Here is a 25393-nt window from a genome sequence, read left to right on the forward strand (position 1 = left end):
TTGAAAATCATTCGATCTGAATCTATCAATCGTCGAGGTCGAAGATGGTTGGATCTGGTCGGCCCGTCTTCGCGCACCAGGTCCGGAGCGTCATGAAGCCGTTCTCCTTGGCCTGCACAAAGCCGGCAGCACACGCTACTGTCAGATTGCGCCAGTAGCGGTCCCACAGATCGCGGTCTTCGATTAGTTGCATTCTGACGCCCTCAATCTCTTCCGGGGACCATCCATACCGAAAGGCCAGACGGTCCAGCCTCCTTGTGCGCGCGCGCGTGCGCAAAATGGTCTCAGTGGCCTTGGGTGGTGCGGTCATCCATCATTTCCTTCTACCTCGCGCGCATGCGCGTACTGGTCCGAGACCCCTTTCCCATTCATCTCCGTCGCGCACGCGCCCGGTTTAGGCCCTTCCTGGGCCTTTTCTCGCCTCACGCGCGCGAAATGGTCTCAGCCACCTGGCAAGCAGTCCTGGCCGAGTAGCTACAGCACCGTTTTGCCGGTGCTGCAGGGTCACCGCAATCAAGGTCATGGCGATCTTCGATTCGACCGACATCAGGTGCCATATCCCCTCCAGGTCATGGAGTAGGACCGTGGCCAGGGCCTCGGGGTCGAATCGAGGCAAAGGGTTGGTCCTGGCGGTCACAAGGATGCTTTCCATCAGGATCTGGATCTCTTCTCGGGCGGTGCTCATGTTGCTCCTTCAGGTTGTTGTCGTCCCCGCAAACCCGGGAACGGTGGTGCGCTCACGCGCAAAATGGCCTCGGGAGGCGCCGTCATTCACTATCCCTTCCTCGCGCGCGCCCGCGATGCGTCTCGAAAATGCGTTCCGCAATCTCAGGTTTTTTCAGGAGGCAGATACCTTCGTCTCCTCGCGCACGCACGCGATGTCCGACATAAATACCCTCTTGAATGTCAGGTTTTGTCAGGAGGCGCGCCCTGCAGCTGCCGCCACTGCTCCACCCGCATGAAGTTGTTTTCCAGGGTCTGCGCATACCCGGCGCGGTGCGCGGCCGCGAGCTGGGACCAGTACCGGCACATCTCTGCAGGGTTTGCCCTGGTCTGCGCCTTTGCGTCCTCGACGTCCTCTGTGCTCCAGCCGTACAGGTTCGCGATGTAGGCGAAGTCGCGAAGGAAGCGTTTAGACACCAGCATCAGCCCAGTCCTTACCCGTTTGCCCAGGAATTTGGATCTCAACGGCGAGGCCTTTCTGCGCTAACCGGCGTGCTAACCCGTACGTGGCGGCCTGTCCGGTGAAGCTTTCGTCGTTGTCGCCGGCTATCAGGACCCGCTCGACGCCGGCCGGCGGGTCCCACGCTTCCAGCAGCACAGCATTGGTGGCTGCCCATACCGGCACGCCGAAGCGAATAGAGGCCGCCAGAGCCGTTTCGATGCCCTCGGCCACACCGAGAGTCGTCCCGACCTCGCCAAGCCTCACAGCGCCCGTATTTAGCGGCTTGCCGGCCATGATCTTCTTCGGCTTCGGCACCGGTGCCTTCTGCCCGTCGTCCGTCAGGTAGGTCCGGTGGATCGATGCGCCGGCGCCGTCCGGATACTGAATCTTGGCCAGCATCGCCGGGAAGCGGCCCAAGTCGCGGCCCTCCTCGTCGGTGTACCTCAACCGGGGATGGAACCTGAGCCCGGCCGGCACCTGCTCGAGGCCGAGACGTCCGTTCAGGTATCGCCACACCGGATCGCCATGGACGACCTCTCGGGTTTCGGCCCACACACGCTGCAGCACCTTCACCTTGTCATGCTCCGCGCGTGTCGGCACGATCGCCCCCGCAGGGACCGTCCCGACGATGCGGTCGACGTGCTTGGCCGTCTCCTGGAACGTCCATCCGAACACGATCTGCAACAGCTGGAAGCCATCCCCCGACCCACAGCGCGAACAGAACCAAGTGCCGCGACCGTCCTTGTCATCGAAGCGATACCGGTCTTTCCCTGTGCAGGCGGGGCAGGGGCCATGCTTGTTACGAAGGTAAGCCGGATCGACGCCGAGGGCTTGCAGGATGCCCGGCCAGCGTCCGATCGCCACTTCTGCCGTCTTTGGTCTAAGCGCCTGCATGGCGGGCCTCCTTTCCCTTCGCCGCCTTGATCTGCAGGTGCCTCAGGAAGCCCCTCACCTCGTCGGTCGGCGCCGCCGGAACGTTTTGCATCTCGCGCGGCCAAACGCCGAAATAGTCTCGGTACCGGTGAGCGACCCAACCCGGCTGCCGACCCTTTTCCTGTGCCACGCCCAGCAACTGGGAGTAGAACTCCTGCTTGTCCATCTTCTTCGCCTTGGACTTCTTCTTGAGCGGCACCAGGTCGCCGGCGCGGACGTCGACGTTTGCCTTGCGCTCGGGGGCAAAGCCACATACGGGGCATTTGTGGACCGTCTTGACGTAGCTGCAGGATGGGCAGGCCTTCGGCAACGGCTTTTCCTTCTCCTGAGCCTCGCCTTTCGCTTCCCTGGGCGTGCCGTCGTCCAGCTCGAGGGGAAACTCGTCAGTCGGAAACCCGAGGCGAACCACGGAACCGGAGTGGTCGAGCATCAACGCGCGGTCCTTGCTCGCGTGCGGGCGCAGCACCCGGCCGGCCATCTGGATGTAGCGGATGAGGGAGCGAGTCGGCCGGGCCAGGATCAGCGTGCGGCATGCCGGGAAGTCCCACCCCTCGGCGAGAATGCCCACGTTCGAGATCACCATCGTCTCACCGGTCTCTACGCGAGCCAGGATGGCGCGACGCTCCTCCTCGTCGGTATAGCAGTCGATATGCTCGGCGCTGACGCCGGCAGCATGGAAACGCTCGACGATGTGCTTGCTGTGCGCGATGTTCGCCGCGAAGCAGACAGTCGGGGTCCCGCGCGCCAGGCGCAGCCAGTGCGTCACGATGTCGCCCACCAGCTCCGGCTTGTTCACGGCGCGGCCGACGTCGGCGTCGGTGTAGTCCAGATCCCCGAACGCGTTGCGTGCCTGCTTGATGCCGGCCATATCCGGCTCGCTCGGCGCGTACACGTCACAGTCCACCAGGTAGCCACCTTCGATCAGTTCCGGGATCGTCGCGGCAACCGTCATGTGCTCGAAAAGCGGGCCGCCCAGCTCGTCGTAATGCTTGCCTAAGCCTTTGGCGTATGGAGTCGCCGACAGACCCACAACCGGGACTCCCCTCGCCGCTGCCAGCACGCCGCGGTACTCACTGGAGCCGGCGACAGTATGGGCCTCGTCGATGATGATCAGGTCGACGTCGGGCAAGCCTCGGCGCGCCACGGTCTGGATGCTGGCCACCAGCACGCTTTCGTACACGCGGGTGGTGTTCTCGCCCTGGATGATGCCGTGGCCGATTCCTGCTTTCGTGAACCGGCGTGAAGTCTGCTCGACCAGGTGAACCCGGTTGCACAGGAAGGCCACGCGCTTACGCTTCGCCATAGCGCCACGTACCAGGGCCATGCCGATCTCAGTCTTGCCACTGCCGGTCGGGCTGCAGAGCATCTCGCGCAGCACGCCCCCGGCCAGGGATAGGCGGAGGTTTTGGACGGCTGCGGACTGATACGGGCGTAGGGTCAGCAACGGGGAAGCCGCACCGCCTTGGCTGGGCTGGTTTTTCGCCGTTAACTCTCCTCTTCTCTTCTGAGTTGCAACTAAGCTGCTAGCGCACTCTTCTGAGGTGCTCGTCAGTGGATAGCGCGGCGCTAGCACATTGCTAGCAATTGACGTGTTGTCCATGTGCTATCCCTTCGCAAGCTTGACGCTAGCGGCGCCCTGCGCGATCAGAAAGCCATGCTCAATCAGGACACTGAGATCCAGCCCGGTGATCGACAGCTTCCGTTCAAGGAATGGGACGTCGTGCGGCACCGTGCCGTTGTTCTGGCTAGCGTATAGCCACAGCAGCATGAGATGGCCCTTGGAGACGTCAGGCAGGGCACAGAAAGCGTAATCGTCGAGGATGGCCCTGTGCAGCTTGATCCAGGGCGGATTACGCTTGCCGTAGTGCTGGAACGTGTTCCAGTTCTTGATGGCGAGGAGCTGGGTATTCATGCCGGAACCAGCTCAAGTTCCCCTTGCGGGGGTGGCGTGTCCTTGCGCCGGCCCATCAGCACGTAGCGAGCAACGCCTCGATGCAGGAGCCCATCAGGGCCAAGCACGTCCTCCGACAGCGTGTAGATGTCCCATGCGTCCTTGAGTTCTTTAACCCTAGTGGCCAAGCGCATGTAGCCCGCTGCTGTGCCTTCATAGGTGTTGAGCCCGCGTGCGCCGCGAAACTCCAACGCGCGACGCAGGGTTTCACGCTGAGTGGTGCCGGAGGTACCCAGAAGGGCGACGCCGTTACGTGCAAGTTCCTCACACACCGCTGTGATATTCTGTGGGCTGCAGTTGAAGACTGCAGTTTGTTTTGTCGACTTCAGCCCGCCAGCTTGATCGACATGAGCGCCTCCCCTCGTGGAGGCGTTTTTGTTTTGGCGATTAGGCATGAGCGCCTCCGTTCAGGAGGGCTGCGATTTGGTTTGCAGGCCAAGCTAGGCGCCCATGCACACGAACTGGACGAATCGGGCCGTTTTCATTGCAAGCCCACATGCGTAAGGTCTGAGGCTTGCGATTCAAGGCTACTGCCGCTTCAGCAGTGGTTAGCGTTTCAGGAACGCTTGCAAGTTTGGGGGAGGTTGCGCGGGTTACGATCATTTCGTATCACCTATCTTTGTTGAAGGTGATACGGACTTTATGCACGGACATTTCCCGGCGGTGGGAGCCGGGAAAGTAGGAAACTCCCGGGAATGTCTCGGGAAAAAATTAGGGAATGAGTTTCGCGTTCCTCAATGCCGAAAGATGGTTCTGGATGGTCTTAAGCTCTGGCATTTTGTCGGCGCCATCGAGAAATTGGCTCAAGACCCTGAGCACTTGAGTACCGTTTGCCTGCGGGCCGTATCTGGCCTCAACCTTGTCCCAGTGCTCCAGAATCAGGCCTTTAGCCCCTCGTGGCTGACTGGCTAGCGCAGCATTTCGGTTTTCGCGGATCTCCGCGTCACGCGCGGCCGGCTGCTCGCTTGAATGCACGGCGGCCATATCCCTCACCACTTCCGTTTCCTCGTCCTGCTCTTGCTCGTCGTAGGGATAGGAAAGCCGATAGGGACTGCCCTCCTTTTCGAGCCACTCGTTCAAGTCCCGAACTTCAACGGTCTGCCGCCCCAACCTCCCCTGTGGCACGTCTTCCTGCTCGAGACGTACCCCGTGCTCCCTGATGACAAGCTTTCCGCGTTGGATAGCTTTCTCCAGCTGCTTGCACAAGGAATCTGCATCGATCTTCCCTGGGTAGGCTTTAGATAGAACTTGCGCTGCTTCCTTGAGTGTGTACTGACCCTGCCCCCACCGGCCTAGTCTTTCATCGACCTCTTCCAAGAAATCAGCAAAGTCCATAGTGACTTCCAGCGTGTTGCAAAGCTGGATTTTGACGAACCGAATGCCGGGCTCCACTTCGGGAGCCTGATGCCAGCGTTCTAGCTCTTGCAGCGGAATCGAATGCTCTTCAACCATGCTCGCGTTCCCTCAAACGCCCCTTAAAAATGGAGGCAGTGCCAGGGTGGTAAGGGAGCCACCTTTTCGCCCGCTAAAGCTAGGCACTGCCAAACCTACAGCCTGTTCAAAAACAGGCAAAGCTATTTACACGGTCTTGACGAGCTGAAGCGACACGGCAGACGGTTTACTTTCAATGCCGGCCTGTTCGAGCATCCAATTCTCGATCTCAACGTGCCAGATCCGGAGGAGATCAAGCGGCCGGCGGATATAGTTCTGCTCGCGGACTCCCTGCGGCGCATGCCCCTGAATCTGCGCTGCGATTCCTGGAGGAGTCTTCACCCATTCGCTCAAGCTGGCAAACGATCGTCGCAACCCATGCAGAGTCAGCGGCGGTAAGCCAGCCACAGCGACAGCTTGATTGTGCGCATAGCGAGGCTCAGCAATATACCCTGACGCCGAACCCGAGCTCGAGAACACGTAGGGATTGTCTTTAAGCCGCGGCAGCGAGGCCATGAGAGCCGCGACATACGGCGTCAGCGGCACCATTCTGAAATCCTCGACCTTGTCGGATAGCTTGATACTGTTCCATTGGAAGTTCACGTCGTCCCATTTCAACGCGGCCAGCTCTTCCCGGCGCGCTCCGATCAGCAGCAGTATCTGGAGATAGGCCGAGATAACGGGATTGCCGATCTGACGTACAGCCGAAAACCATGCCTGCAACATCTCACGCTGAAGCACGTCGTTGCGCACTTTTGGTTTGCCCAAGCTCTCCCGCGTGCGGGCACTTTTCGTGGGATTGCCCGTGACCATGCTGGAATAGGTCTTGTGTTCGCCACACCAGTTCATGCAGGCCTTTAGAAGACGCCAGGCGAGCCGCGCGCTGGATGGGCGATGTTTTGCCTCTTCCTTTGCCCATTGCTCAATGCGATCAGTCGTGAGGTCGACAAGCCGGACGCTTGCCAATGAGGACAATGGCCCAGGCTGTGTCAGCTTCGAACCGCGTTTAACCGGCTGGCCTCCTTCCTGCATCATCTGCTTGTGAGCACGCACATGGTGATCAGACCAACCGCCGGTTCGTGTCGCCATTCGATCAGCAACGTAGTCAGGCCAGATGTCGCCCAACGTGACTGCGTCGCGAACAGCCGCCGCCGCGGTCGCCTCTTCGGTCCTGACGCGCTCTAGCTCAGCTGCCTCTTCTGCAGCAATCTGATCTGCAAGTATCTTCCGTGGATCGATGCCACTGTCAGTCTGCGCCTTGTAGACTGTAGCTTTGGCCTGTGCCTGAGAGATGGACCAGGTACGCACGTCTCCGATCGTGATTCGGAGCGTCTTACCGTTGAGTGTAGTTTCAAAGATGTAGGACTTGGCGCCCTTGGCGGTGACCCTGAGGCCCAGACCGGGAGTCTTGCCGTCCCAATAAATACTCTGCTGACGCCCTTCAACGCACTTGAAGGCCTCGACTCGGGCACTCGTAAAGTTGTCCCATCTCATCGAGGCTCCCTTCATGTAGTGGCTATGTAGGGAATTTTAGCATACATAGATCAACACAATTCCACACAGAAAACCGAGCTATATGCATTAAGCACATGATTCACAAAGGATTTCCCTCTAACGATCAACTACGATCAACAACTCGAAATGGCTCAGTTCGGTGATTTGTAATCATCAGGTGGCGGGTTCGAGTCCTGCAGCCGGCACCAAGATTCAGCGGTAAAAACAAAGGGTTACGCGCTCACGCACGTAACCCTTTTGTGTTTGGGCGTTCAGGGAAGCTTACGAACGCTTGCGGCGCAGCAGCCCGAGAACACCGATACCCAGCAGCGCCAGCGACGCCGGCTCCGGCACGCCCGCCGGCGGCGTCACGGCAGCCGTGTCGACGTTCAGGATATCGAATGCCCAGTGCCCATCGCGCTTGTCGCCGGCCGAGTCGACGAAGCCGTTGCGGAAGTTCTCATTGGCCACGCCATCGCGCGCGAAGCCATCGGCCAAGTTCGATCCGGCGGCGAAGTTGTTGAACTGCTGGACCGTCACCGTGTAGGTCCCGGCCGCCAGCGCACTCTTGTAGTTCACGTCATAGCAGCGGCCCGTCATGAGATCGGCGGCGACGTCGCCGCAGTCCGCATCATCCTGCTCGTAAAGCTTGGCACCCGTACCGTCGAATAGCGACAGGATCGGGTCAAAGCCGCCACGGGCGATCGTATCGCCGTGCGCATTCACACCGCCGGCGTACGACCAGCTGCGCAGGGTCACGGTCGACGTGCCGCTCACCGTGAACGTAAAGCGTTGCACGTCGTTGTCATGGCTGAACGCCCCTGTAAAGGACAGGTTGGTTGCCTGTGCGGCAGTCGTCGCAGCGGCCAGCGCCACCATGCCGGCGAAAGTTCTCAATTTCATTTTGCTTCCCAGGTCAGTAGACACCGAAAAAGGCAGCAAAAGCTGTGCCACATAAAAATGCAATTGATTTACATAAGGAATTTATTTTATGCCCAGAGAATGTAAAGTTATCCGACATCATTGCGCATTACCGTACAGCGGTCGACACCATCAAGCCGATCGAACGTGAACCGCACAGGCAGGAACGTCTCGATCACCTGTGCGTTGGTACGCGCATGCATCGACACCTCGTCCAGCGTAAAACCCCCTCCGCCGGCCAGAGCGAGCGGAAGCATCATCTGGTCGGCAAGATATTCCGCGAATGCCGCGTGCGACATCAGGTACTTGCGCGCGCGCTGCACGACCTGGCGCGCCACCTATTCGGACGTGACGGACTTTTCGCCGAACGCCGTGAACGCCTCCGTCGCGTGTTCGTAGTCGAGGGTCAGCATCAAGGCATTGCCCGGACCCTGATCGGCCGGCAGGGCGCGTATCAGTAGCTGGTCCTCGCCCCAGTTCATGGCCCTGCCGATGCATTCCAGTTCGCGCTGCCCGACCCGTCCCGGAATGCCGGCCACGAACGCCTCGGCGTACGCGGCACGGCGCTCGCCGCGCGTCATCCACATGTGCGGCCGGAGCAGCGCGCATGGCTCCACGCGGGCGACGACGATGCCGCCGCCGGCCGGATAAAACCCGAAACGCTCCAGGTGGATGTCGATGCGGGCGCCCATCTCGGCCAGGCGCGGGCACCAGGCGCGCTGCAGGAATTGCACGGGCGGCGCCATGGGGTTGTGCGTCCCGCCCGCGAGCCGCAAGGTCGACGGTGTATTCGCCTTCAGCAGGGCCGGCAACACGGTCTGCAGCACCAGCGTGCAGCTCCCGGCCGTGCCGATGGCGAATTCATAGTCGCCGCCGGTGATCGGCCCCGGCACGAACGTCAGGTCCTGGCTGCCGAGTGCGGCGCCCGTCGCGTCGCCCCCGCACACCTGCAAGGCCGCCTGCACGGCCACGAGGTGCTGGCGCATCAGGCCGGGCCTGGCGCGGTTCGCGCGGATGTTCCGGATGCGGAAGGACCGCCCCGTGATCATGGCGAGCGTCAGCGCGCTGCGCAGGATTTGGCCGCCGCCCTCGCCGGCCGCGCCATCCAGTTCGATCATGCCATGTCCTTTCATCCTCTCATTTCATCCCTTGACGCAGACGATCTGCTTCAGGGTATGCACAACCTCGACGAGGTCGCTCTGTGCTTCCATTACGGCGTCGATGTCCTTGTAGGCCATCGGGATCTCGTCGATCACGCCGGCATCCTTGCGGCATTCGACGCCCTCGGTGGCGCGTACCTGGTCGTCGACCGAATAGCGGCGCTTGGCCTCGGTACGGCTCATGGTACGGCCGGCGCCGTGGCTGCAGCTGTGGAAGCTCTCCGGGTTGCCCTTGCCGCGCACGATGTAGCTCTTGGCGCCCATCGATCCCGGAATGATACCCAGCTCGCCCTCGCGCGCCGACACGGCGCCCTTGCGCGTGACCAGCACGTCCATGCCGAAGTGATGTTCCTTCTGCACGTAGTTGTGGTGGCAGTTCACCGCTTCCACGTGCGTCTCGAACGGCTTCCTGATGACCGTGCGTACGGCCGCGATCAGGTTCTGCATCATCACTTCGCGGTTCATGCGTGCGAACTTCTGCGCCCAGCCGACCGCTTCGACGTAGTCGTCGTAGTGTTGTGTGCCTTCCTTCAGATAGGCCAGGTCCTGGTCGGGCAGGTTCGCCAGGTGCGTGCGCATGTCCTGCTTGGCGACTTCGATGAAGTGCGAGCCGATCGCATTGCCGACGCCACGCGAGCCGGAGTGCAGCATGAACCACACGAAGCCCTGCTCGTCCAGGCAGATCTCGATGAAGTGGTTACCGGTGCCAAGTGTCCCCAGGTGCTTGTAGTTGTTCGTGTTCTTCAGCTTCGGCGTCTTCTGGCAGATGACGTCGAACTCGTCCTTCAGCGCCATCCACGCCTGGTCGACGGCCTGCGGCGGGGTGTCCCACGATCCTTTGTCGCGTCCCTTGAATCCACGCGTCTTCGGCGACATCCCGTGCGGCACCGAGCGCTCGATGGCGCTGCGCAGCGAGCCCAGGTTGTCGGGCAGGTCGTTCGCGCTCAAGGTCGTCTTGGCGGCCATCATGCCGCAGCCGATATCGACGCCGACGGCGGCCGGGATCACGGCGCCAAGCGTCGGGATCACGCTGCCGATCGTCGAGCCCTTGCCCAGGTGGACGTCGGGCATCGCCGCCATGTGCTTGTAGATGAACGGCATGCGCGCCGTGTTGGCCAGCTGTTGTTTGGCACCTTCCTCGACCGGGACGCCGCGCGTCCACATCTTGACCGGACGGCCGCCGTCCACGTTCAGGACATCGTAGTGTTCGGATTTCATCGTTGCTCTCCCCATGTGTGTCTCGTTGCTCTACCCCTTCCATTGCAAACGGCGTGCCACCTCCTCGTCGCGTCCTGAAGATGGCGCCAAGCCGCTGATTATCCAGAACATTTATTGTCGGCCCGTCGCTGCGGCAGGGCCGGATTTTCATGATAAATTTATCCTGATTTATAAAAGTTTATATTCATGAAAAAGAAGAACACCGTGGTCATCGGCTTCATCGGCACCCAGCTCGACAACGGCAAGGGCAGCGCGCGCTGGGAGAAATGGCGGCCGACCGTCGCGTTGACGCAGCATGAGGATGTGGTCATCGACCGCCTGGAACTGCTGTACAACGGCGAGCCGACTCCGCTGCTCGACCAGGTCATGCAGGACATCGGCACCGTATCGCCGGAAACCAGCATCGTGCCGCGCCGGGTGGATATCGACGATCCCTGGGATTTCGAGCAGGTCTACGGCGCCCTGTTCGACTTCGCGCGCGCCTATCCATTCGAGCCCGACCGGGAGGAATACTGGGTCCACATCACGACCGGCACGCACGTGGTCCAGATCTGCATGTTCCTGATGACCGAAGCGCGCTATTTCCCGGGTTGCCTGCTGCAGACGTCGCCACCGCGCCGGCATGCGCCCGGTGCGCCCGGCACGCTGGCGCTGATCGACCTCGACCTGTCGAAATATGACCAGATCGCCCGGCGCTTCTCGCGGGAACAGCAGGATGCCGTGGCGTTCCTGAAATCCGGCATCGCCACCCGCAACGTGCGCTTCAACACGATGATCGACGAGATCGAGCGCGTGGCGATCAAGTCGCGCGCACCGATCCTGTTGATGGGGCCCACCGGCGCCGGCAAATCATTCCTCGCGCGTCGCCTGTACGAGCTCAAGAAGACGCGCCGCCGAGCGGCTGGACGCTTCGTCGAGATCAATTGCGCGACGCTGCATGGCGACGGCGCGGGTTCGACGCTGTTCGGCCACGTCAAGGGCGCTTTCACGGGCGCGATGTCGGAGCGCAGCGGTCTGCTGCGCACGGCCGACAAGGGTGTGCTGTTCCTGGACGAGATCGGCGAACTGGGTCTCGATGAACAGGCCATGCTGCTCAAGGCGATCGAGGAGAAGCGTTTTCTGCCGGTCGGCGGCGACCACGAGGTGCACAGCGACTTCCAGCTGATCGCCGGCACCAATCGCGACCTGGGCCGCGAGGTCGCCCATGGCCGCTTCCGTGAAGACCTGTTTGCCAGGATTAATCTGTGGACGTATGAATTGCCGGGCCTCGTCGAGCGCGGCGAAGACATCGAACCGAACATCGAGTACCTGTTGCGCGAATTCGGCGCCGAACATGGGCAGATGGTCCGCTTCAACAAAGAGGCCCGCGACCGCTACATGCGGTTTGCGATGTCGCAGGAAGCGCGCTGGACGGGGAACTTCCGCGACCTCTCCGCGTCGATCACCCGCATGGCAACGCTGGCCGAGTCCGGCCGGATCAACGACGCCATCGTCGAGGACGAAATCAAGCGCTTGCGGCAGCTCTGGCGGCCCTTCCGCGACGTCGCCCAGGCAGCGACCGATCTCGACGCGCTGCTGGGCACGGACGCGGCGGCGCAGCTCGACCAGTTCGACGCACTGCAACTGCAGGCCGTGGTGGGGATCTGCCGCCAGTCGCAGTCGCTGTCGGACGCGGGCCGCAAGCTGTTCGCCGTCTCGCGCACGGCCAAGCGCCAGCCGAACGATGCTGACCGTCTCAAGAAGTATCTGGCGCGCTTCGGCCTGTCCTGGGACGACGTGCATGCTTGAGGGCAGCATGGCGCGGCGATTTCACGGCCTGTACCGCCAATGCTGCGTTCTGTCGCAATCGACAGGTTGCCTACGAGGTGTTTGCCTATAGTGATTCCATCAGACCACTATTTGGAGACCCCGAACATGAACAACCTGATCAAGAGCGCCTTCCTCGCCACGACCCTGGCCCTGAGCGCGCATGCCCTGGCCGACGACCTCGTCCGCGAAAACCGCACCGTGGATGCGAACGTATCGAAGGTACGCCTGGGCGGCGTGATCCGCCTGAACCTGCACCAGGGACCGACGCCGTCGCTCGTGGTGTCCGGCGAACGCCGTTATGTGACGAAGGTAACGACCACGCAGCGCGGCGACACGCTCGTGATCGACATGGAAAACAATACCCGTTTCGAAGGCAACAGCAAGAACGAGTTGCGCGCCGATCTTACCGTGCCGAACCTGCGTGAATTCGTGTCGCAGGGCGCTGGATCGAGCGAGGTCTCCGGCTTCAGCGGCGACAAGCTGAAGCTCGCACTGGACGGCGCCGGCGCCGTGCGCTTCACGGGACAATATCGCGACGTCGACGCGCGCCTGGGCGGCGTCGGCGGTCTCACGCTGAATCCCGGCCAGGCCGACCGCATCGAATTGCACCTGGGCGGCGCCGGCCATATCACCGTGGCCGGCCAGACCAAGGTCTTGCGCGCGCAACTGGGCGGCGTCGGCGGTCTCGACGCTCAACAATTACGCGCAGAAACCGTCGACCTGGATATGACCGGCCTCGGTGGCGCCAGCGTGTACGCGAAAACGGCGGCCAACGTCAATCTAAGCGGCATGGGCTCGGCCACCGTCTACGGCAAGCCGGCCACGCGCAACGCGACGACGAATGGTTTCGGCAAGGTGAGCTGGCAATAAGTCAGCGGATGACCGTGTCGTTCTTGACAGCCTTCACGCCGTTCACGCCACGCGCGATTTCCACGGCTTTCTGGGCGGATTCGCGCGAATCGACGAAGCCGCTCAGCTGCACCGTGCCCTTGAACGTTTCCACCTGCACCTGGGTCGCTTTGACGGTCGGATCGGCGGCAAACGCCGCTTTCACCTTGCCGGTGATCACGGAATCGTCGATGTATTCGCCCGTGCCTTCGCGGGTCGGCGTCGGCGCGCAGGCTGCGAGCGACACCAGCAGCGAGGTTGCGAGAACTGACTGGGCAATGGCGGACTGAAAACGAGTGAGCTTCATGGCGATTCTCCCGAGTTATCAAGAATTTTATTATTCCGAATTTCGGTGGAGTCTGTCGCCCGCTACTGTTGTGAAAACGGCACTGTCACGTTCAGGGGGTATCGGCCCGGCCAGCCTGCGCCATCAGCGGACCCGTCGGCGGTCTTGCGACGATGCGCTGCAGCGGCAAATCGTGGCCGATGACGAGGCGCACGTCGGCGTGCCCTGCCAGGCCGACCTCGACCGGCTCGCCCGTGCCGACATGCCGGGCCAGGCGTTCCGCCGCCATCCGGAACGCCGGCTGGTACTCGACGCGCGTCTGGCGCACGTCGAATCGTTTTTCATTGGTCAGGCGCACCACTTTCAGTCCCGGATCGCTCAGTTGGCGCGATACGAGCCGCGCGAGGCCCTGGCGGCCGTTGCCGTTACTGATCTCGAGCCTGGCGACCGCTTCCGGCGCGAGCGGCTGGGCGGCCGCGCCATCGACGGGCGCGCTGTGCAGCGCGGCGGCGTTTGCCGGCGTGCGGCGTAATTCGAGGATGCCGTCGTCCCTGCGGATCACTTCGACGGACGCCCATGCGTCGTCGTCGGGGCGTCGGTCGGTCCGGACCGCCTGCTCGATGGCCGGCAGGCGCGTGCCGCCGTTCGCCGTCGCATAATCGGCGCGGAAGTCGTGTTCGCGCAAGGCTTCGGCCTGGCGCAGCATCTGCTGGCCGCGCTCTTCCTGGCCCACCTTGAGCAGCGTCTCGCCCAGGTATTGCCAGGCGCGGTGGTTGAGCGGATCGAGCAGGCAGGCTTTTTCGAGCGCGACCTGGGCCGCGTCGAGGTCGCCGCTGAGCAGGTAGGCATAGCCCAGGTTGGAAAACAGGAAAGCGGATGCGGGACCGGATGCCATGGTGACGTCACGGGTCAGATCGCGCCAGATCGGGATCGCGCGCGCGAAATCGCGCTGCTCGGCGTAGGCGATCGCCAGCCCGTTGCGCGCATTGACGTGCCTGGCGTCGACGCGCAGTGCGGCCTGGTAGGCGGTGATCGCGTCGCCGTAGCGGCGCGCGAGGTACAGGTTGCGGCCTTGCAGATAACTGTCGTCCGCCGCCGGGGATGCGGGCGGGCCGGCGTACGGCTGCGGCGGTGGACTGCTGCAGGCCAGCAGCAGCACGCCGCTGCACAACAATGGCAGGTTGTAGAGACGGGTACGGGCGCGCATGACAATCTCCGTTCGTTCAGTTGGAATGACCGAGGGCGCTGCCGAAGAGCTTGGTAATCTGGATGCCGGCAGGCCCCAGCAGTACCACCAACAGGGTCGGGAAGATGCAGAAGATGAGGGGAAACAACAGTTTCAGCCCGATCTTGGCGGCCGCCTCTTCCGCCACGATGCGGCGCTTGCCGCGCAGCGTTTCCGAATACACCCGCAAGGCGTCGCCGATGCTGGTGCCGAAGCGCTCGGACTGGATCAGCATGGCGACGAGCGAGTCGACGTCGTCCAGCCCCACGCGCAGCGCGAAATTGCGCAACGCTTTTTCCTTGCTGAAGCCGGCGCGCATCTCCATCAGCACCAGTTGCAATTCCTGGCCCAGCGTGACGCTCTTGATGTGGATCTCGGCGGCGACCTTGACAAACGCGCGCTCGAGGCTCAGGCCCGCCTCCACGCACACGGTGAGCAGGTCGAGCGCGTCGGGAATGTTCTCGAAGATGTCGCGCTTGCGGCGCTTGATGACGCGGTCGAGGATCGTGTTCGGCAGGTAGTAGCCGCACGTCGCCGCGAGCAGCAGCAGGAACAGTATGCCGAGCTCGGCGATGGTGGCGGGCACGAACGCCAGTACGATGCCGACCAGCGCGGGCAGGCCCAGCGCGAGGGCCGTCTTCGATGCGAAGTACAGCGTCGGCGCCGCCGGGTTGCGCCAGCCGGCGTTCATGAAGCGCGTGCGCAGCGCCGACTTTTCCCAGCCCTCCTCCGGCACCGACAGTTTGGTGAGCGGCTTGGCGGCGCGCGCCACGCGTTCGATCCAGCCGCTGCGTTCCGTCTGGTCCTCGTTCGCACGGCCCATGAAGCTCGCCAGCCGGGCACGCAGTGCGGCGGGCGCGAACAGCACCGCCGCAAGCCACGCGAGGCAGCAGACGACCACGAAGACGATCAACAGGAACAGCAACTGCGCGCGAGTCATCGATGTCTCCTCAGATGTGGATGCGGATCACCTTCTTCAGCCAGATCACGCCGATGATGATCATGACCAGCGCCGTCCAAAGCATGTTCACGCCCAGCGGATCGGTCCACAGCACCTTGACGTACGTGGGATTCACCAGTACCAGCATGCCTCCCACGGCAAACGGCAGCAGCCCGAGGATCCAGGCCGACATGCGCCCTTCGGCCGACAGCACGCGGACCTGCGCCGCCAGCCGCAGCCGGCCACGGATGATGTGGCCGATGTTGCTGAGGATCTCGGCCAGGTTGCCGCCGGTCTCGCGCTGGATCAGGATGGCGATGACGAGGTAACGCAGGTCGGTCAGCGGAATGCGCGCCGCCATGTTGTGCAACGCTTCGCCCAGCGGCACGCCGTAGTTGATTTCCTCGCGCGCGATGCGGAACTCGCCGCTGAGCGGTTCCGGCAATTCGTTGCCGACGATTTGCAGCACGTTTGAAAACGAGTGCCCCGCACGCAGCGCGCGCGCGATGAAGTCGGCGGCGTCGGGCAGTTGCTCCTCGATGCGCACGAGGCGGCGCATGCGCGCGCGCCGCACCAGCAGCAGCGGCACGTGGACGCACAGCAGGACGATCGCGAGGCGCACCGGCAGCGGCATCGGCCACTGCATCACGAGGTAGGTGGCCGCCAGCATCGTCGCGACGGAGCACAGCAGGAAGCGCTCGACCGACCACGCGATGCCGGACTGCACCAGGAGCCTGTCGAGGCGGTGCGCGAAGCGGAAGCGCTGCAGCAGGCGGTCGACGAGATCGTGCCGGCCGAAGCGGCGCGACTTCAGGATCGAGATGCGTTCGGCGCTGCGGCCCTGGTTCCCCGACATCAGCTGCAGCCGGCGTGCGATCCGCTGGGCGCTGGCGCCATGCGTGCTCACCCACCATAGATAGACGCCTTCGATGCCGAGGATGACGGCGGCGAACAGGAAGACGATGAATCCGTAGAAGAGGATGTCCATGCGTGACTTTCGCGGCGATGCGGTTCAGGTGAACACGCGGTCGGGATCGAAGGTGTCCTCGGGCACCGCGGCGCCGAACATGCGCAGCCGGTCGGCGAAGCGCGGCCGCACGCCGGTGGCGCAAAAATGCCCCTGCACCTTGCCGTCGGCGTCGATGCCCGTCTGCTCGAAGCGGAAGATTTCCTGCATCGAGATGATGTCGCCTTCCATGCCGGTGATTTCCTGCATGCTGACGACCTTGCGCGTGCCGTCGGCCAGGCGCGAGGCCTGCAGGATCACGGTGATGGCGGAAGCGATCTGCTGGCGGATGGCGCGCGGCGTCAGGCTCACGCCGGCCATGCCGACCATGTTTTCCAGGCGCGCCAGGGCGTCGCGCGGCGTGTTCGCGTGGATGGTCGCGAGCGAGCCTTCGTGGCCCGTGTTCATGGCCTGCAGCATGTCCAGCGCTTCCGGTCCGCGCACCTCGCCCAGGATGATGCGGTCCGGGCGCATGCGCAACGAGTTGCGCACGAGCGCGCGCTGCGTCACTTCGCCCTTCCCTTCGATGTTGGGGGGGCGCGTCTCGAGGCGCACGACGTGCGGCTGGCGCAGCTGGAGTTCGGCCGCATCCTCGATCGTCACGATGCGCTCGTTGCCCGGAATGAAGCCGGAGATGAGGTTCAGCATCGTCGTCTTGCCGCTGCCGGTGCCGCCCGAGATCAGGATGTTCACCTTGGCGAGGCCGAGGCTCTCGAGCACCTTGATCATCGGCGGCGTGACGCTTTTATAGTCGAGCAGGTTCTGTACCGTGAGCGGCGTCGCGCCGAAGCGCCGGATCGACACCAGCGGCCCGTCGACCGCGAGCGGCGGGATGATCGCGTTGACGCGCGAACCGTCCGGAAGGCGCGCGTCGACCATCGGACTCGATTCGTCCACGCGCCGGCCGACGCGCGAGACGATCTTCTCGATGATCTTCATGAGGTGCGCGTTGTCGTGGAACGCCACGTCGGTCAGCTCCAGGCGGCCGCGCCGTTCGACGTACACCTTGTCGTAGGTGTTGACGAGGATGTCCGAGATGGTCGGATCGTTCAGCAGCGGTTCGAGCGGGCCGAAGCCGAGCATCTCGTGCTGGATGTCGAGCACCAGGTGGTGGCGCTCCTGCTGGTTCAGCACGATGCGCTCTTCCTCGATGATGCGCTGGACCAGCAGCGCCAGCTCGTGCTTGAACTGCTCGCTCGTCAGGCGCTTCAGGCGCTCCAGGTCGATCCGGTCGAGGATCATCTGGTGCATCGTTTTCTTCAGTTCCGCATAGGCTTGTAGCGCCGCAGCCGCAACGGGCTGATGCTGGCGCTCCTCGTCCGTCACGGACAGGCGTTCGCGCAGGGACATGGACGGCTCCTTGAAAAGATCAATCGTCTTCGCCGCGCCCGAACAGGCGGTCGAACAGACCCTTCGCCTCGGGAATGCGACGTGCGGTCACCACTTCGACCAGGTCGGCCAGGCTGCGCGCGGCGGCGCTGCCGCGCGACAGCTGCAGCACCGGAATGCCCTGGTTGACGGAGTCGGTGACGGCGATGTAATCGTTGGGGACGGTGTGCAGCACTTCTGCGCCCAGCGCCGCGTGCAGGTCCGCCAGGCGCAGCTTGCCGCCCTTTTCGTAGCGGTTGACGATCAGGCGGATGTGGTCCGTCAGATAGCCGAGCGAGCGGAAGATGTCGAGCAGGCGCCGGGCGTCGCGGATGTCCGGCAGGGCCAGCTGCAGCACCGGGTAGATCGCGTCGGTGCTGTCGAGAGCGCGCAGCGACACCGCATCGATCTGGCGCCCGACGTCGAGCAGGATGTAGTCGTAATGCTGGCGTGCGACGCGCAGGATCGTGTCGATGTGTTCCGGTTTCGCCTCGGTCGTCTGGCCCGGGTCGTCGGCGGCCGCCAGCACGCCGAAGCCAGGCGCCACGTGGACGAGGCACGATTCCAGGAACGGCCCGTCGATGCGCGCGATCTGCTGGCACACGTCGGACAGCGTCATGGCCGGTCTCTGGTCCGACACGTACAGCGTGGCGTCGCCGAACTGGCGATGCAGGTCGATCAGCAGCACCTTCTTGTCCGCCAGCGTGGCCAGCGCATAACCGAAATTGGTGGAGATGAAGGTGGCGCCGCTGCCGCCCTTGCAGGCGATGAAGGCGAGTATCTTCCCGTCGCGCGTCGCGGCCACGCCGGCGCTGGCTGCAATGCGGTCGATCGCCTCATGCAGCGCGCGGTGCACCAGCGGCAGTTGCAGCACTTCGCGCACGCCGGCGCGCATGGCGCGGATCAGGAGGTCGGGGTGATGATTGTCGGTCAGCAGCATGAAATGCGCTGCCGAGTAGTGGCGGGTCAGGCGTTCCAGCAGGTCGCCGTCGGCGGCATCCGCATCGCTGATATCGACGATGATCAGGCTCGGACCATCAGGCAGCGGACGATCGAGCGCATCGCGCAGGCTGGCGCGGCTGGCGGCGACATGCAGCGGCGGTACGCGTGCGGCACCCTGGGAGGCGATCTCCGCGTAAAGCTGGGTGTCGCGGCTGATCAGAAAGGCTTTCATCGTGGTCCTTGGGACGGCGTTCGGTCAAAATCATGTCATTGAAAAAGCGCGGACGACTCACTTGCTGCCCACCCCGCCGACGACCAGTGCCCTGATCGGTTTCTCCGGTTCCTTGAACGAATTCTCGTAGCGCTCCTGGGCGATGACGGCGGCCTTGCCTTCCATGCCGGCGGCGGGATTCGTATTGGCGGAAGCGGTCGGATCGAGTACCTGCGCCGCCACGTTGGCGCGCACGGCCGTGCCGAAGTGTTCGTTGAAACGCGGGGTCGTGTCGCACCCGTACAGCAGCATGCCCGACAGCGCCGCACATGCGATTCGCTTGCATCCGATGGCCATCGCTCTCTCCTATTTCAGTTCGAAGCCGCCCGCGCTCTGCGCAGGCGGTGCGGCCGGCGCCGGGGTCGACACGGACGCCGTTGGCGTCGCCGGCGCCGGCCCTTCCAGGAAGCCGCCGAGCATCACGCCGGCACGCGACGGTTCCCCCACCTTGTCGGTCGGGAGCGCGTAGCCGTTGCCGGACAAGGGTTTGACGAGGTGCGCGGTGATCACGAACACCAGTTCCGTGCGGTCCTGCTGATAATCCGCACTGCGGAACAGGGCGCCCAGCACGGGCAGTTCGCCCAGCACCGGCAGTCCTTTCAGGTTGGCGACCAGGTTGCTCTTGATCAGGCCACCGATCGCGAAGCTCTGGCCGTCGTACAGCTGGACCGTGGTGGTAGCGCGGCGCGTCGTCACGACCGGCAGGATGGCGGTCCCGTTGAACCCCGTCGCCGACAGGCCGATGCCTTCGCGCGACAGCTCGGACACCTCGGGCGCCACGCGCAGGTTGATGCGTCCGCCGCCCAGTACCGTCGGGGTAAAGCGCAGGCCGACGCCGAATTCCTTCTCTTCCAGCGTTACCCGGTTGTTGTCCTGCGCGACCGGGATATAGAATTTACCGCCCACGAGGAACGTGCCTTCCTGGCCGCTGATCGCCATCACGTTCGGCTCGGCCAGCACGCGCACCAGGCCATCCTGTTTCTCGGCCGCGGCGGAGAAGTTTCGGTCGGCACTCTTGCCCACCGCGAGCGCTCCATGGGCCGTGCCAGTGATGAAATTCGACAGCAGCATGGCGCCCCAACTGCCGGAACTGAAGGTCCACCTGGCGCCGCCTTCCAGGCGGTCGAGCAGGCTCTTCGACACTTCGGCGATCTTGACTTCCAGTTGCACTTGCTGGGGCGCGCGCACGCCCAGCATATTGACCACCCGCGCGGTGGCCGCCGCCGCGCCGCCCTGGTTCTGGCTTTCGCGCTGGTTCTGACTCGCGGCGTCTTCCTTGTCGGGCACCGTCAGTGCGCGCAGCGGACGCCGCACGTAGGCGGAGGCCAGTTCGACGGCGCGTGCCGCGGCACTCGCGTCGCTCACGGTGCCGGTCAGCACCAGCGCATCGGATGCGGCCAGCACCTTGATGTCGTGCTCGTCCGGCATGGCCGTGGCCAGCATCGCCTGCAGGGCCGACGGGTCCATGGCCACGGTGATGTCGAGTACGCTGCACAGGCCGCTCTTGCCCTGGATGATCATGTTGGTCGTGCCGACGTCGACGCCGGCGATGTACAGCGTGTCGGGCGCCACCATCAGCGCCTGCACGACGAGCGGGTTGCCGACGCTCCGGTGCTGGACCGGTTCCGGCAGGCGCATCAGGCTGGACTTGCCGATCTGCAGGGCCAGCTGGGCCGGCTTCGCGGCCTCGCCCTTGCAATTAGGTCCGGCCTCGGCACGCAGCGGCGCGGCGCCGGTCGGGTTGTCTGCGGGCTGGGCTTTCGATTTGCCGGCCGCGGCTGCAGGTCCGGCGGCCGCCAGCGCCAGGCCGGCGACGAACAGGCAGCGAAACAGCGGTGATGGCGTCAAGCATCCGTTCATGGCTTTACCCTGGATGAAGTTCAGAAGCACTCCTGCGACACACGCAGGCCGTTGAGCACGGTGACGCAATCACGCCGCACCGGCGCCGCCACCTTGACCACCACCGGCGCGGGACGAGCCGCGGGTGCCGGCTTGGGCGCGGGCTTGCGCGGCGCGGGCGGCGGCGCCTCCGGCAGCAGGGTGAGCTTGGTCGCGCCTTCGGTACTGGCCGCCTGCGGATCGACCTGGTTACGCAGGGCCAGCGACAGCGTGCCCACGCTGCGTGCCAGGTCGAGCTTCTCCGCCTGCTCCGGCGTCACTTCCAGCGTGACCGCGTTGACGACCTTCGGCTTGGTCTCGTCGCGGTTGACTTCCTGGGCGACCGCCAGCACGAGGATCCGCTCCAGTACGATCTTCGAGATGTTCTGCTGGCGGGCATCGGTCCCGGGCGGCACGTCCTTCTGGGTGCTGACGATGATGTCGACGTAGTTGCCCGGCAGCGCGAAGCCGGCCACGCCGATCACGTCGTTCACGCGCACCGTGATCGCACGCTTGCCTTCCGTGATCAGTGCCGACAAGCCGCCGAGCGTGCCGGCCGGCGCCAGCTTGGTCTCGCTGACCGGCTCGCCCATCAGCAGGTTCGTCTTGAGAACGCGGCCGCCGAGTTTCTGCGGATCCGTGAAAGCACCTTTTGGCACGCTGTTGGCGGGCCAGTCGGCCAGCTTGAACATCTCGGGCGTCAGGCGCTGGCCGAGACTGATGTCGGCGGCGGCCACGACGATGCGGCCGCTGCCACTGCCCGGCTGCTTCAGCAGCCAGCGCGATGCGAACACGACGGCCGCGAATCCGAACAGGATCGCGACGGTCATGACGAGGATGGCACGCTTGTTCTTCATTTTTGATTCTCCGTCGGGCAAGCGATGAACATGCTGCGCCAGGCTTGCTCGACCGCCGCGATCGTGAGGCGCGCTTCGGTCCCGGCAAAGCCGGCGAAATCGGCGACCCGGTCGAGCAGTTCGCCCGGGTAGCAGGCCAGCAGCGCGCGCCCGGATTGCGGGTGCAGCCGCTCGATCAGGTGGTCGACCGCGGTGTCTTCGACATCGATGCGGCGCAGCCGGCACTGGCGGCACAACAGGGCGCGGTAGGCATTCGCCGACCAGGCGCCGATGTCGGCCTTGTAGCCGATACGGCGCAGCGCGGCGTCATCGAAAACGCTGGTCGGGGCCAGGTTGGTTGCGAACACCACGGCGGCATCGAACGGCACCAGTTCCGCCTGGCCGCCCTGCAGCGACAATTGGTCGGTCCCCGCATCCAGCGGACCGATGAAGCGGTTCAGCAGCTCGGCCGCGGCGATGCGCTGGCGGCCCACGTCGTCGAGTACCAGCATCCCGTTGTTCGCCTGAAGGTGCGGCGGCGCGTGGTACACGCCCTGCTCCGCGTCATAGCGCAGGTCGAGCATGTCGCGCCCCAGTTCGGCGCCGACGTGGACGAGCGGACGCTGGCACACGGTCCAGCGCGCATCGCAACTGCGCCGTTCTTCCTGCTGGCGCGCGACCGGCGGCGGCGCCACGTGGACGGCGGGATCGTACAGGCGGATCACCTGGCGTCCGGCCATCAGCGCATACGGCACCGCGATGGGGCCCGGCAGAAGGCGCCCGAGCTTGCGCGCCAGCGTCGTCTTGCCGCCACCGGACGGTCCGTACAGCAGCAGCGAACGGCGCGCGTACAGCGCCGCACCCAGCACGTCGCGCGCGGTCTGCGACAGGCCCTCGTCGCCCAGCGCACCCGCCAGTTGCGCGGGTGTGATGCGCTCCGCATCCGCATGGCGCAACGCCTGGCGTTCGACCACGGCGCGATACGACGCGAGCGTGACAGGCGCCGGGCCGACATAGCCGCAGCGCGCCATGGCGTCGGCGGCGCCGCGCTGGCCATATGCGGTCAGCTGGTATTGCATGTCGATGTCCGACTCGCCGCACCAGGCCACTTCCACCTGCTGTTCCGCGATCAGTGGATTGAGGACCTCGCGCAGCACGCTGATCGACAGCCGCAGCTTGCCGGCCAGATGGGTCAACGGGGTCTTGCCGCCGGCCTGGATTGCCTTGAGCACCAGGTCCGTCACGAAGCGCGGTTCGAGTCCGGTATCACGCACGGTCTTTGCCTGGCGCGGCAGGACTGGCGCGATCTCCGGACCGCCCGCAGGCGCAGGGTGCGCGGCACGGAATCCCGCCGCGGTATTGTCTGTCGATAGCGTTTCAAACATCGGAACCCCCTTGCCTTGCTTGTTTTCCGAAACAGGTCAGAATGATTCTAACGACCGGTCTTTTGGCCACCCTTGAGCTTTGCCAAGAGCGGGCTCATCCATATTGAGTGACCAGAACGACGATCGTACCGGCCGCGATGGCCAGCCCGTAGGGCATCGAACCGGCACTTTGCGGGAGCGTCATGTCGGCTAATTTCGAGCCCGGTACGATGAGTCCGGACAGCAGGTGGCCGATGTTGACAAGGGCCAGTCGCAGGCGACTGCGCAGCAGTATCAGCAAGAGCGCCATCACCCCCCCGGCACACCATGTGAAAACGGCGATCTGGAATGCTTCGGCCGGACCGGTGAAGAAGCCGATCACGGCCATCATCTTGACGTCGCCGGCCGCCATTCCCCGCACCAGGTAGAACGGCAGGAAGATGGCCAGGCCCAGCAGCATGCCGCCGACGGCGGACAGCAGGGCCGCGCCCGGTTCGGGGGACAGCAGGTGGAGGAACAGCGCACCGGTCATGCCGGCGGACAGAAGACGGTTCGGGATACGCCGCGTGGCCAGGTCGTTGACGGCGGCAATACTGACCATGAGCAGCAGCAGCGCATCGCGGTATTGGTCGATTTGCATGACGGCTCCCAAAAAAAAGCCCCCCGGGCTCGGGGACCCGGAGGGCTACCACGGCATGACGATTACGGGGTAACCAGCTTGCCTGCGACGTAGGTGAATACCCCTTCCACTTTCTCACCGACGGTTGTTGCCGCAGCGGCCATCGCCACGCCGATCAGGGCGGCGATCAAGCCATACTCGATGGCCGTTACACCGTTCTCGTCAGCAGCGAAGGTTTTGACTGCGGAGATGAAGTTGCTCATGACAAACTCCCATATGGTGGGTTAATAAGAACTGCTACTGGCCGGCGACGCTGGTCAAGTCACCACTTCCAGCTGACTTGCTACGTTCCGTGCCAGTGAGTTCACTATAAGTTTTGATGCCGTACGGCAAGTTGACCACCAACAACTTTGCTGCGCGGAACTATTTTTTGTTCATCAGAATCAAAATCCGCCTAGCCAGGGGAACACGTTGTAGTTTGGCTTTGAGAAAATTCACTCAGGCTAAAAAAATTGCATTTGCATAATTGCCTAGAATGCAAAAACGCTATATCCTGTTTCGCTTGCCCTTTGTGAAACGCCTGATACCTGCGAACGCGACGGCGGCTGTGCCCAGCCTGCAGGTCGGTTGATTACATTGCTGAGAACGACATGGATTCGCTTCTGAAACACATGGTGGACATGACCGGCCACCGCGATCACGCGATGCTCGATATTTCCGTGATCTCGGCAGTGCAGGAGCTTGCCGGTGCGGCACAAACGCGCATATTGGCCATCACGTCCGTGTCGGGACAGCAATACCTACGTGCGCGCGCGACCATCGTGCAGGGCGGTGCGGCGCGCCTGGAAGAATCGCAGGACGGCGTGCTGGGCGAACCGGTGGCCGCCCTCCCCGAACTTAAACGCTGCCTGGCCGAGCATCAAGCGAGCGCGGAAGCGATCACGGCCGACGGCATGCGCGTGCTGTGGCTGCCGATCTGGTTCGGCGACAAGGCCACGACGTGCCTGGAAATCCGCGACGACAAGGCGTTTTCGCGCGAGACCGTGTACGTGATCGGCGGCATCGTCGGCGTTTACCGGAATTTCCAGAACCTCCTCGACTACAGCGAGCGTGATTCGCTGACCGGCCTGCTCAACCGCAAAACGTTCGACGACCAGCTGGCGCGCATGCTGCAGAATGCCCACGAACGGGATCCGCGCCTGCCGGGCCAGCCGGAGCGGCGCCAGCACCATGCCCAGGAAAAGCAATGGCTGGCCGTCGTCGACGTCGACCATTTCAAGGCCGTCAACGACAAGTTCGGCCACCTGTACGGCGACGAAGTGCTGATCCTGATCGCAAACCTGCTGCAATCGTCGTTCCGCGCCCAGGACCGCGTGTTCCGCTTCGGCGGCGAAGAGTTCGTCGTGCTGCTGCGCTCGACCACGCTCGACAATGCCTGGAAGATCATCGAGCGCTTCCGCATCAACGTCGAGAGCCATGTCTTCCCGCAGGTGGGACGGGTGACGGTCAGCGTCGGCTTCGTCAGCATCAGCGCATACGATTCGCCTGTGGTCACGCTGGGCCACGCCGACCAGGCGCTGTACTACGCGAAAAGCAATGGGCGCAACCGCGCCTGCCATTACGACGACCTCGTCGCGCACGGCCTGCTGCAGACCGTCGCCTCCAACGACACCGCCGAATTCTTTTGA

The 25393-nt window shown here is 63.8% G+C and carries 26 protein-coding genes and 1 pseudogene; 3 read left to right on the plus strand and 24 right to left on the minus strand.

Annotated elements, in window-relative coordinates:
* Positions 1-25: 25 nt before the first annotated feature.
* The 12 genes and pseudogenes from ACEN9G_RS11770 to ACEN9G_RS11825 all read right to left on the minus strand — a co-directional run bounded on the left by ACEN9G_RS11770 (position 26) and on the right by ACEN9G_RS11825 (position 10273).
* Positions 26-310, minus strand: coding sequence for a hypothetical protein (locus ACEN9G_RS11770; protein WP_413336877.1), 285 nt, complete (start codon positions 308-310; stop codon positions 26-28).
* 84 nt (positions 311-394) lie between these two features.
* Positions 395-685, minus strand: a complete 291-nt coding sequence (locus ACEN9G_RS11775; protein WP_413336876.1) for a hypothetical protein — start codon at positions 683-685, stop codon at positions 395-397.
* Between the two features lie 221 nt (positions 686-906).
* The gene (locus tag ACEN9G_RS11780; RefSeq protein ID WP_413336875.1) at positions 907-1146 is read right to left on the minus strand and encodes a hypothetical protein; all 240 of its coding nucleotides are present in this window, start codon (positions 1144-1146) and stop codon (positions 907-909) included.
* On the minus strand, positions 1133-2059 hold the full coding sequence (locus ACEN9G_RS11785) for a DUF7146 domain-containing protein (protein ID WP_413336874.1): 927 nt from the start codon (positions 2057-2059) through the stop codon (positions 1133-1135). The genes ACEN9G_RS11780 and ACEN9G_RS11785 overlap by 14 nt, the downstream gene beginning before the upstream one ends.
* Positions 2046-3698, minus strand: coding sequence for a DEAD/DEAH box helicase (locus ACEN9G_RS11790; RefSeq protein ID WP_413336873.1), 1653 nt, complete (start codon positions 3696-3698; stop codon positions 2046-2048). Before ACEN9G_RS11790 ends, ACEN9G_RS11785 begins: the two co-directional genes overlap by 14 nt.
* Positions 3699-3701: 3 nt before the next feature.
* Entirely contained in the window at positions 3702-4010 is a 309-nt protein-coding gene (locus ACEN9G_RS11795; protein ID WP_413336872.1) for a hypothetical protein, read from the minus strand.
* Positions 4007-4444 (minus strand): helix-turn-helix domain-containing protein, encoded by a 438-nt coding sequence (locus ACEN9G_RS11800; protein ID WP_413336871.1) that lies wholly within the window; start codon positions 4442-4444, stop codon positions 4007-4009. Before ACEN9G_RS11800 ends, ACEN9G_RS11795 begins: the two co-directional genes overlap by 4 nt.
* 316 nt (positions 4445-4760) lie before the next feature.
* Complete coding sequence (locus tag ACEN9G_RS11805) at positions 4761-5501, minus strand: hypothetical protein (protein ID WP_413336870.1); 741 nt, start codon at positions 5499-5501, stop codon at positions 4761-4763.
* Positions 5502-5627: 126 nt separating this feature from the next.
* Positions 5628-6974, minus strand: coding sequence for a tyrosine-type recombinase/integrase (locus ACEN9G_RS11810; RefSeq protein WP_413336869.1), 1347 nt, complete (start codon positions 6972-6974; stop codon positions 5628-5630).
* A gap of 282 nt (positions 6975-7256) precedes the next feature.
* Entirely contained in the window at positions 7257-7877 is a 621-nt protein-coding gene (locus ACEN9G_RS11815) for a DVUA0089 family protein (protein WP_413336868.1), read from the minus strand.
* Positions 7878-7984: 107 nt separating this feature from the next.
* Positions 7985-9013, minus strand: a pseudogene (gene rtcA, locus ACEN9G_RS11820) (RNA 3'-terminal phosphate cyclase).
* Between the two features lie 24 nt (positions 9014-9037).
* Positions 9038-10273, minus strand: coding sequence for an RtcB family protein (locus tag ACEN9G_RS11825; protein WP_413336866.1), 1236 nt, complete (start codon positions 10271-10273; stop codon positions 9038-9040).
* A gap of 186 nt (positions 10274-10459) precedes the next feature.
* Between ACEN9G_RS11825 and rtcR the strand changes: the two genes are divergently transcribed.
* A complete protein-coding gene (gene rtcR, locus ACEN9G_RS11830) occupies positions 10460-12061 on the plus strand; it encodes an RNA repair transcriptional activator RtcR (RefSeq protein WP_413336865.1) in 1602 nt (533 codons plus the stop codon).
* 126 nt (positions 12062-12187) lie between these two features.
* Positions 12188-12952, plus strand: a complete 765-nt coding sequence (locus ACEN9G_RS11835; RefSeq protein WP_413336864.1) for a GIN domain-containing protein — start codon at positions 12188-12190, stop codon at positions 12950-12952.
* Between the two features lies 1 nt (position 12953).
* On the opposite strand, the gene ACEN9G_RS11840 is transcribed toward ACEN9G_RS11835, so the two are convergent.
* The 12 genes from ACEN9G_RS11840 to ACEN9G_RS11895 form a co-directional block, all read right to left on the minus strand.
* Entirely contained in the window at positions 12954-13277 is a 324-nt protein-coding gene (locus tag ACEN9G_RS11840; RefSeq protein WP_413336863.1) for a BON domain-containing protein, read from the minus strand.
* Between the two features lie 91 nt (positions 13278-13368).
* Positions 13369-14463, minus strand: coding sequence for a LytR C-terminal domain-containing protein (locus ACEN9G_RS11845; RefSeq protein WP_413336862.1), 1095 nt, complete (start codon positions 14461-14463; stop codon positions 13369-13371).
* A 16-nt stretch (positions 14464-14479) separates the two neighbouring features.
* Positions 14480-15421, minus strand: coding sequence for a type II secretion system F family protein (locus ACEN9G_RS11850; protein WP_413336861.1), 942 nt, complete (start codon positions 15419-15421; stop codon positions 14480-14482).
* Between the two features lie 10 nt (positions 15422-15431).
* The gene (locus ACEN9G_RS11855; RefSeq protein WP_413336860.1) at positions 15432-16409 is read right to left on the minus strand and encodes a type II secretion system F family protein; all 978 of its coding nucleotides are present in this window, start codon (positions 16407-16409) and stop codon (positions 15432-15434) included.
* A 24-nt stretch (positions 16410-16433) separates the two neighbouring features.
* A complete protein-coding gene (locus ACEN9G_RS11860; protein WP_413336859.1) occupies positions 16434-17777 on the minus strand; it encodes a TadA family conjugal transfer-associated ATPase in 1344 nt (447 codons plus the stop codon).
* 19 nt (positions 17778-17796) lie between these two features.
* Positions 17797-18969 carry a CpaE/TadZ family protein gene (locus ACEN9G_RS11865; RefSeq protein ID WP_413336858.1) on the minus strand — a complete coding sequence of 391 codons (1173 nt, stop codon included), beginning with the start codon at positions 18967-18969 and terminating at the stop codon, positions 17797-17799.
* Between the two features lie 57 nt (positions 18970-19026).
* Entirely contained in the window at positions 19027-19305 is a 279-nt protein-coding gene (locus ACEN9G_RS11870) for a hypothetical protein (protein WP_413336857.1), read from the minus strand.
* A gap of 9 nt (positions 19306-19314) precedes the next feature.
* The gene (locus tag ACEN9G_RS11875; RefSeq protein WP_413336856.1) at positions 19315-20868 is read right to left on the minus strand and encodes a type II and III secretion system protein family protein; all 1554 of its coding nucleotides are present in this window, start codon (positions 20866-20868) and stop codon (positions 19315-19317) included.
* Positions 20869-20888: 20 nt separating this feature from the next.
* Positions 20889-21743: a Flp pilus assembly protein CpaB gene (gene cpaB, locus ACEN9G_RS11880; protein WP_483126666.1), complete on the minus strand. Its 855-nt coding sequence runs from the start codon at positions 21741-21743 to the stop codon at positions 20889-20891.
* A complete protein-coding gene (locus ACEN9G_RS11885; protein ID WP_413337334.1) occupies positions 21740-22996 on the minus strand; it encodes a DUF8689 domain-containing protein in 1257 nt (418 codons plus the stop codon). The genes cpaB and ACEN9G_RS11885 overlap by 4 nt, the downstream gene beginning before the upstream one ends.
* Positions 22997-23201: 205 nt before the next feature.
* A complete protein-coding gene (locus ACEN9G_RS11890; RefSeq protein ID WP_413337333.1) occupies positions 23202-23726 on the minus strand; it encodes an A24 family peptidase in 525 nt (174 codons plus the stop codon).
* Between the two features lie 62 nt (positions 23727-23788).
* Complete coding sequence (locus ACEN9G_RS11895) at positions 23789-23968, minus strand: Flp family type IVb pilin (RefSeq protein ID WP_056134270.1); 180 nt, start codon at positions 23966-23968, stop codon at positions 23789-23791.
* Positions 23969-24355: 387 nt separating this feature from the next.
* Here ACEN9G_RS11895 and ACEN9G_RS11900 point away from each other — a divergent pair, with 387 nt between their 5' ends.
* Positions 24356-25393 (plus strand): GGDEF domain-containing protein, encoded by a 1038-nt coding sequence (locus ACEN9G_RS11900; protein WP_413337332.1) that lies wholly within the window; start codon positions 24356-24358, stop codon positions 25391-25393.

This window comes from Massilia sp. Masssp94, from assembly GCF_059491305.1.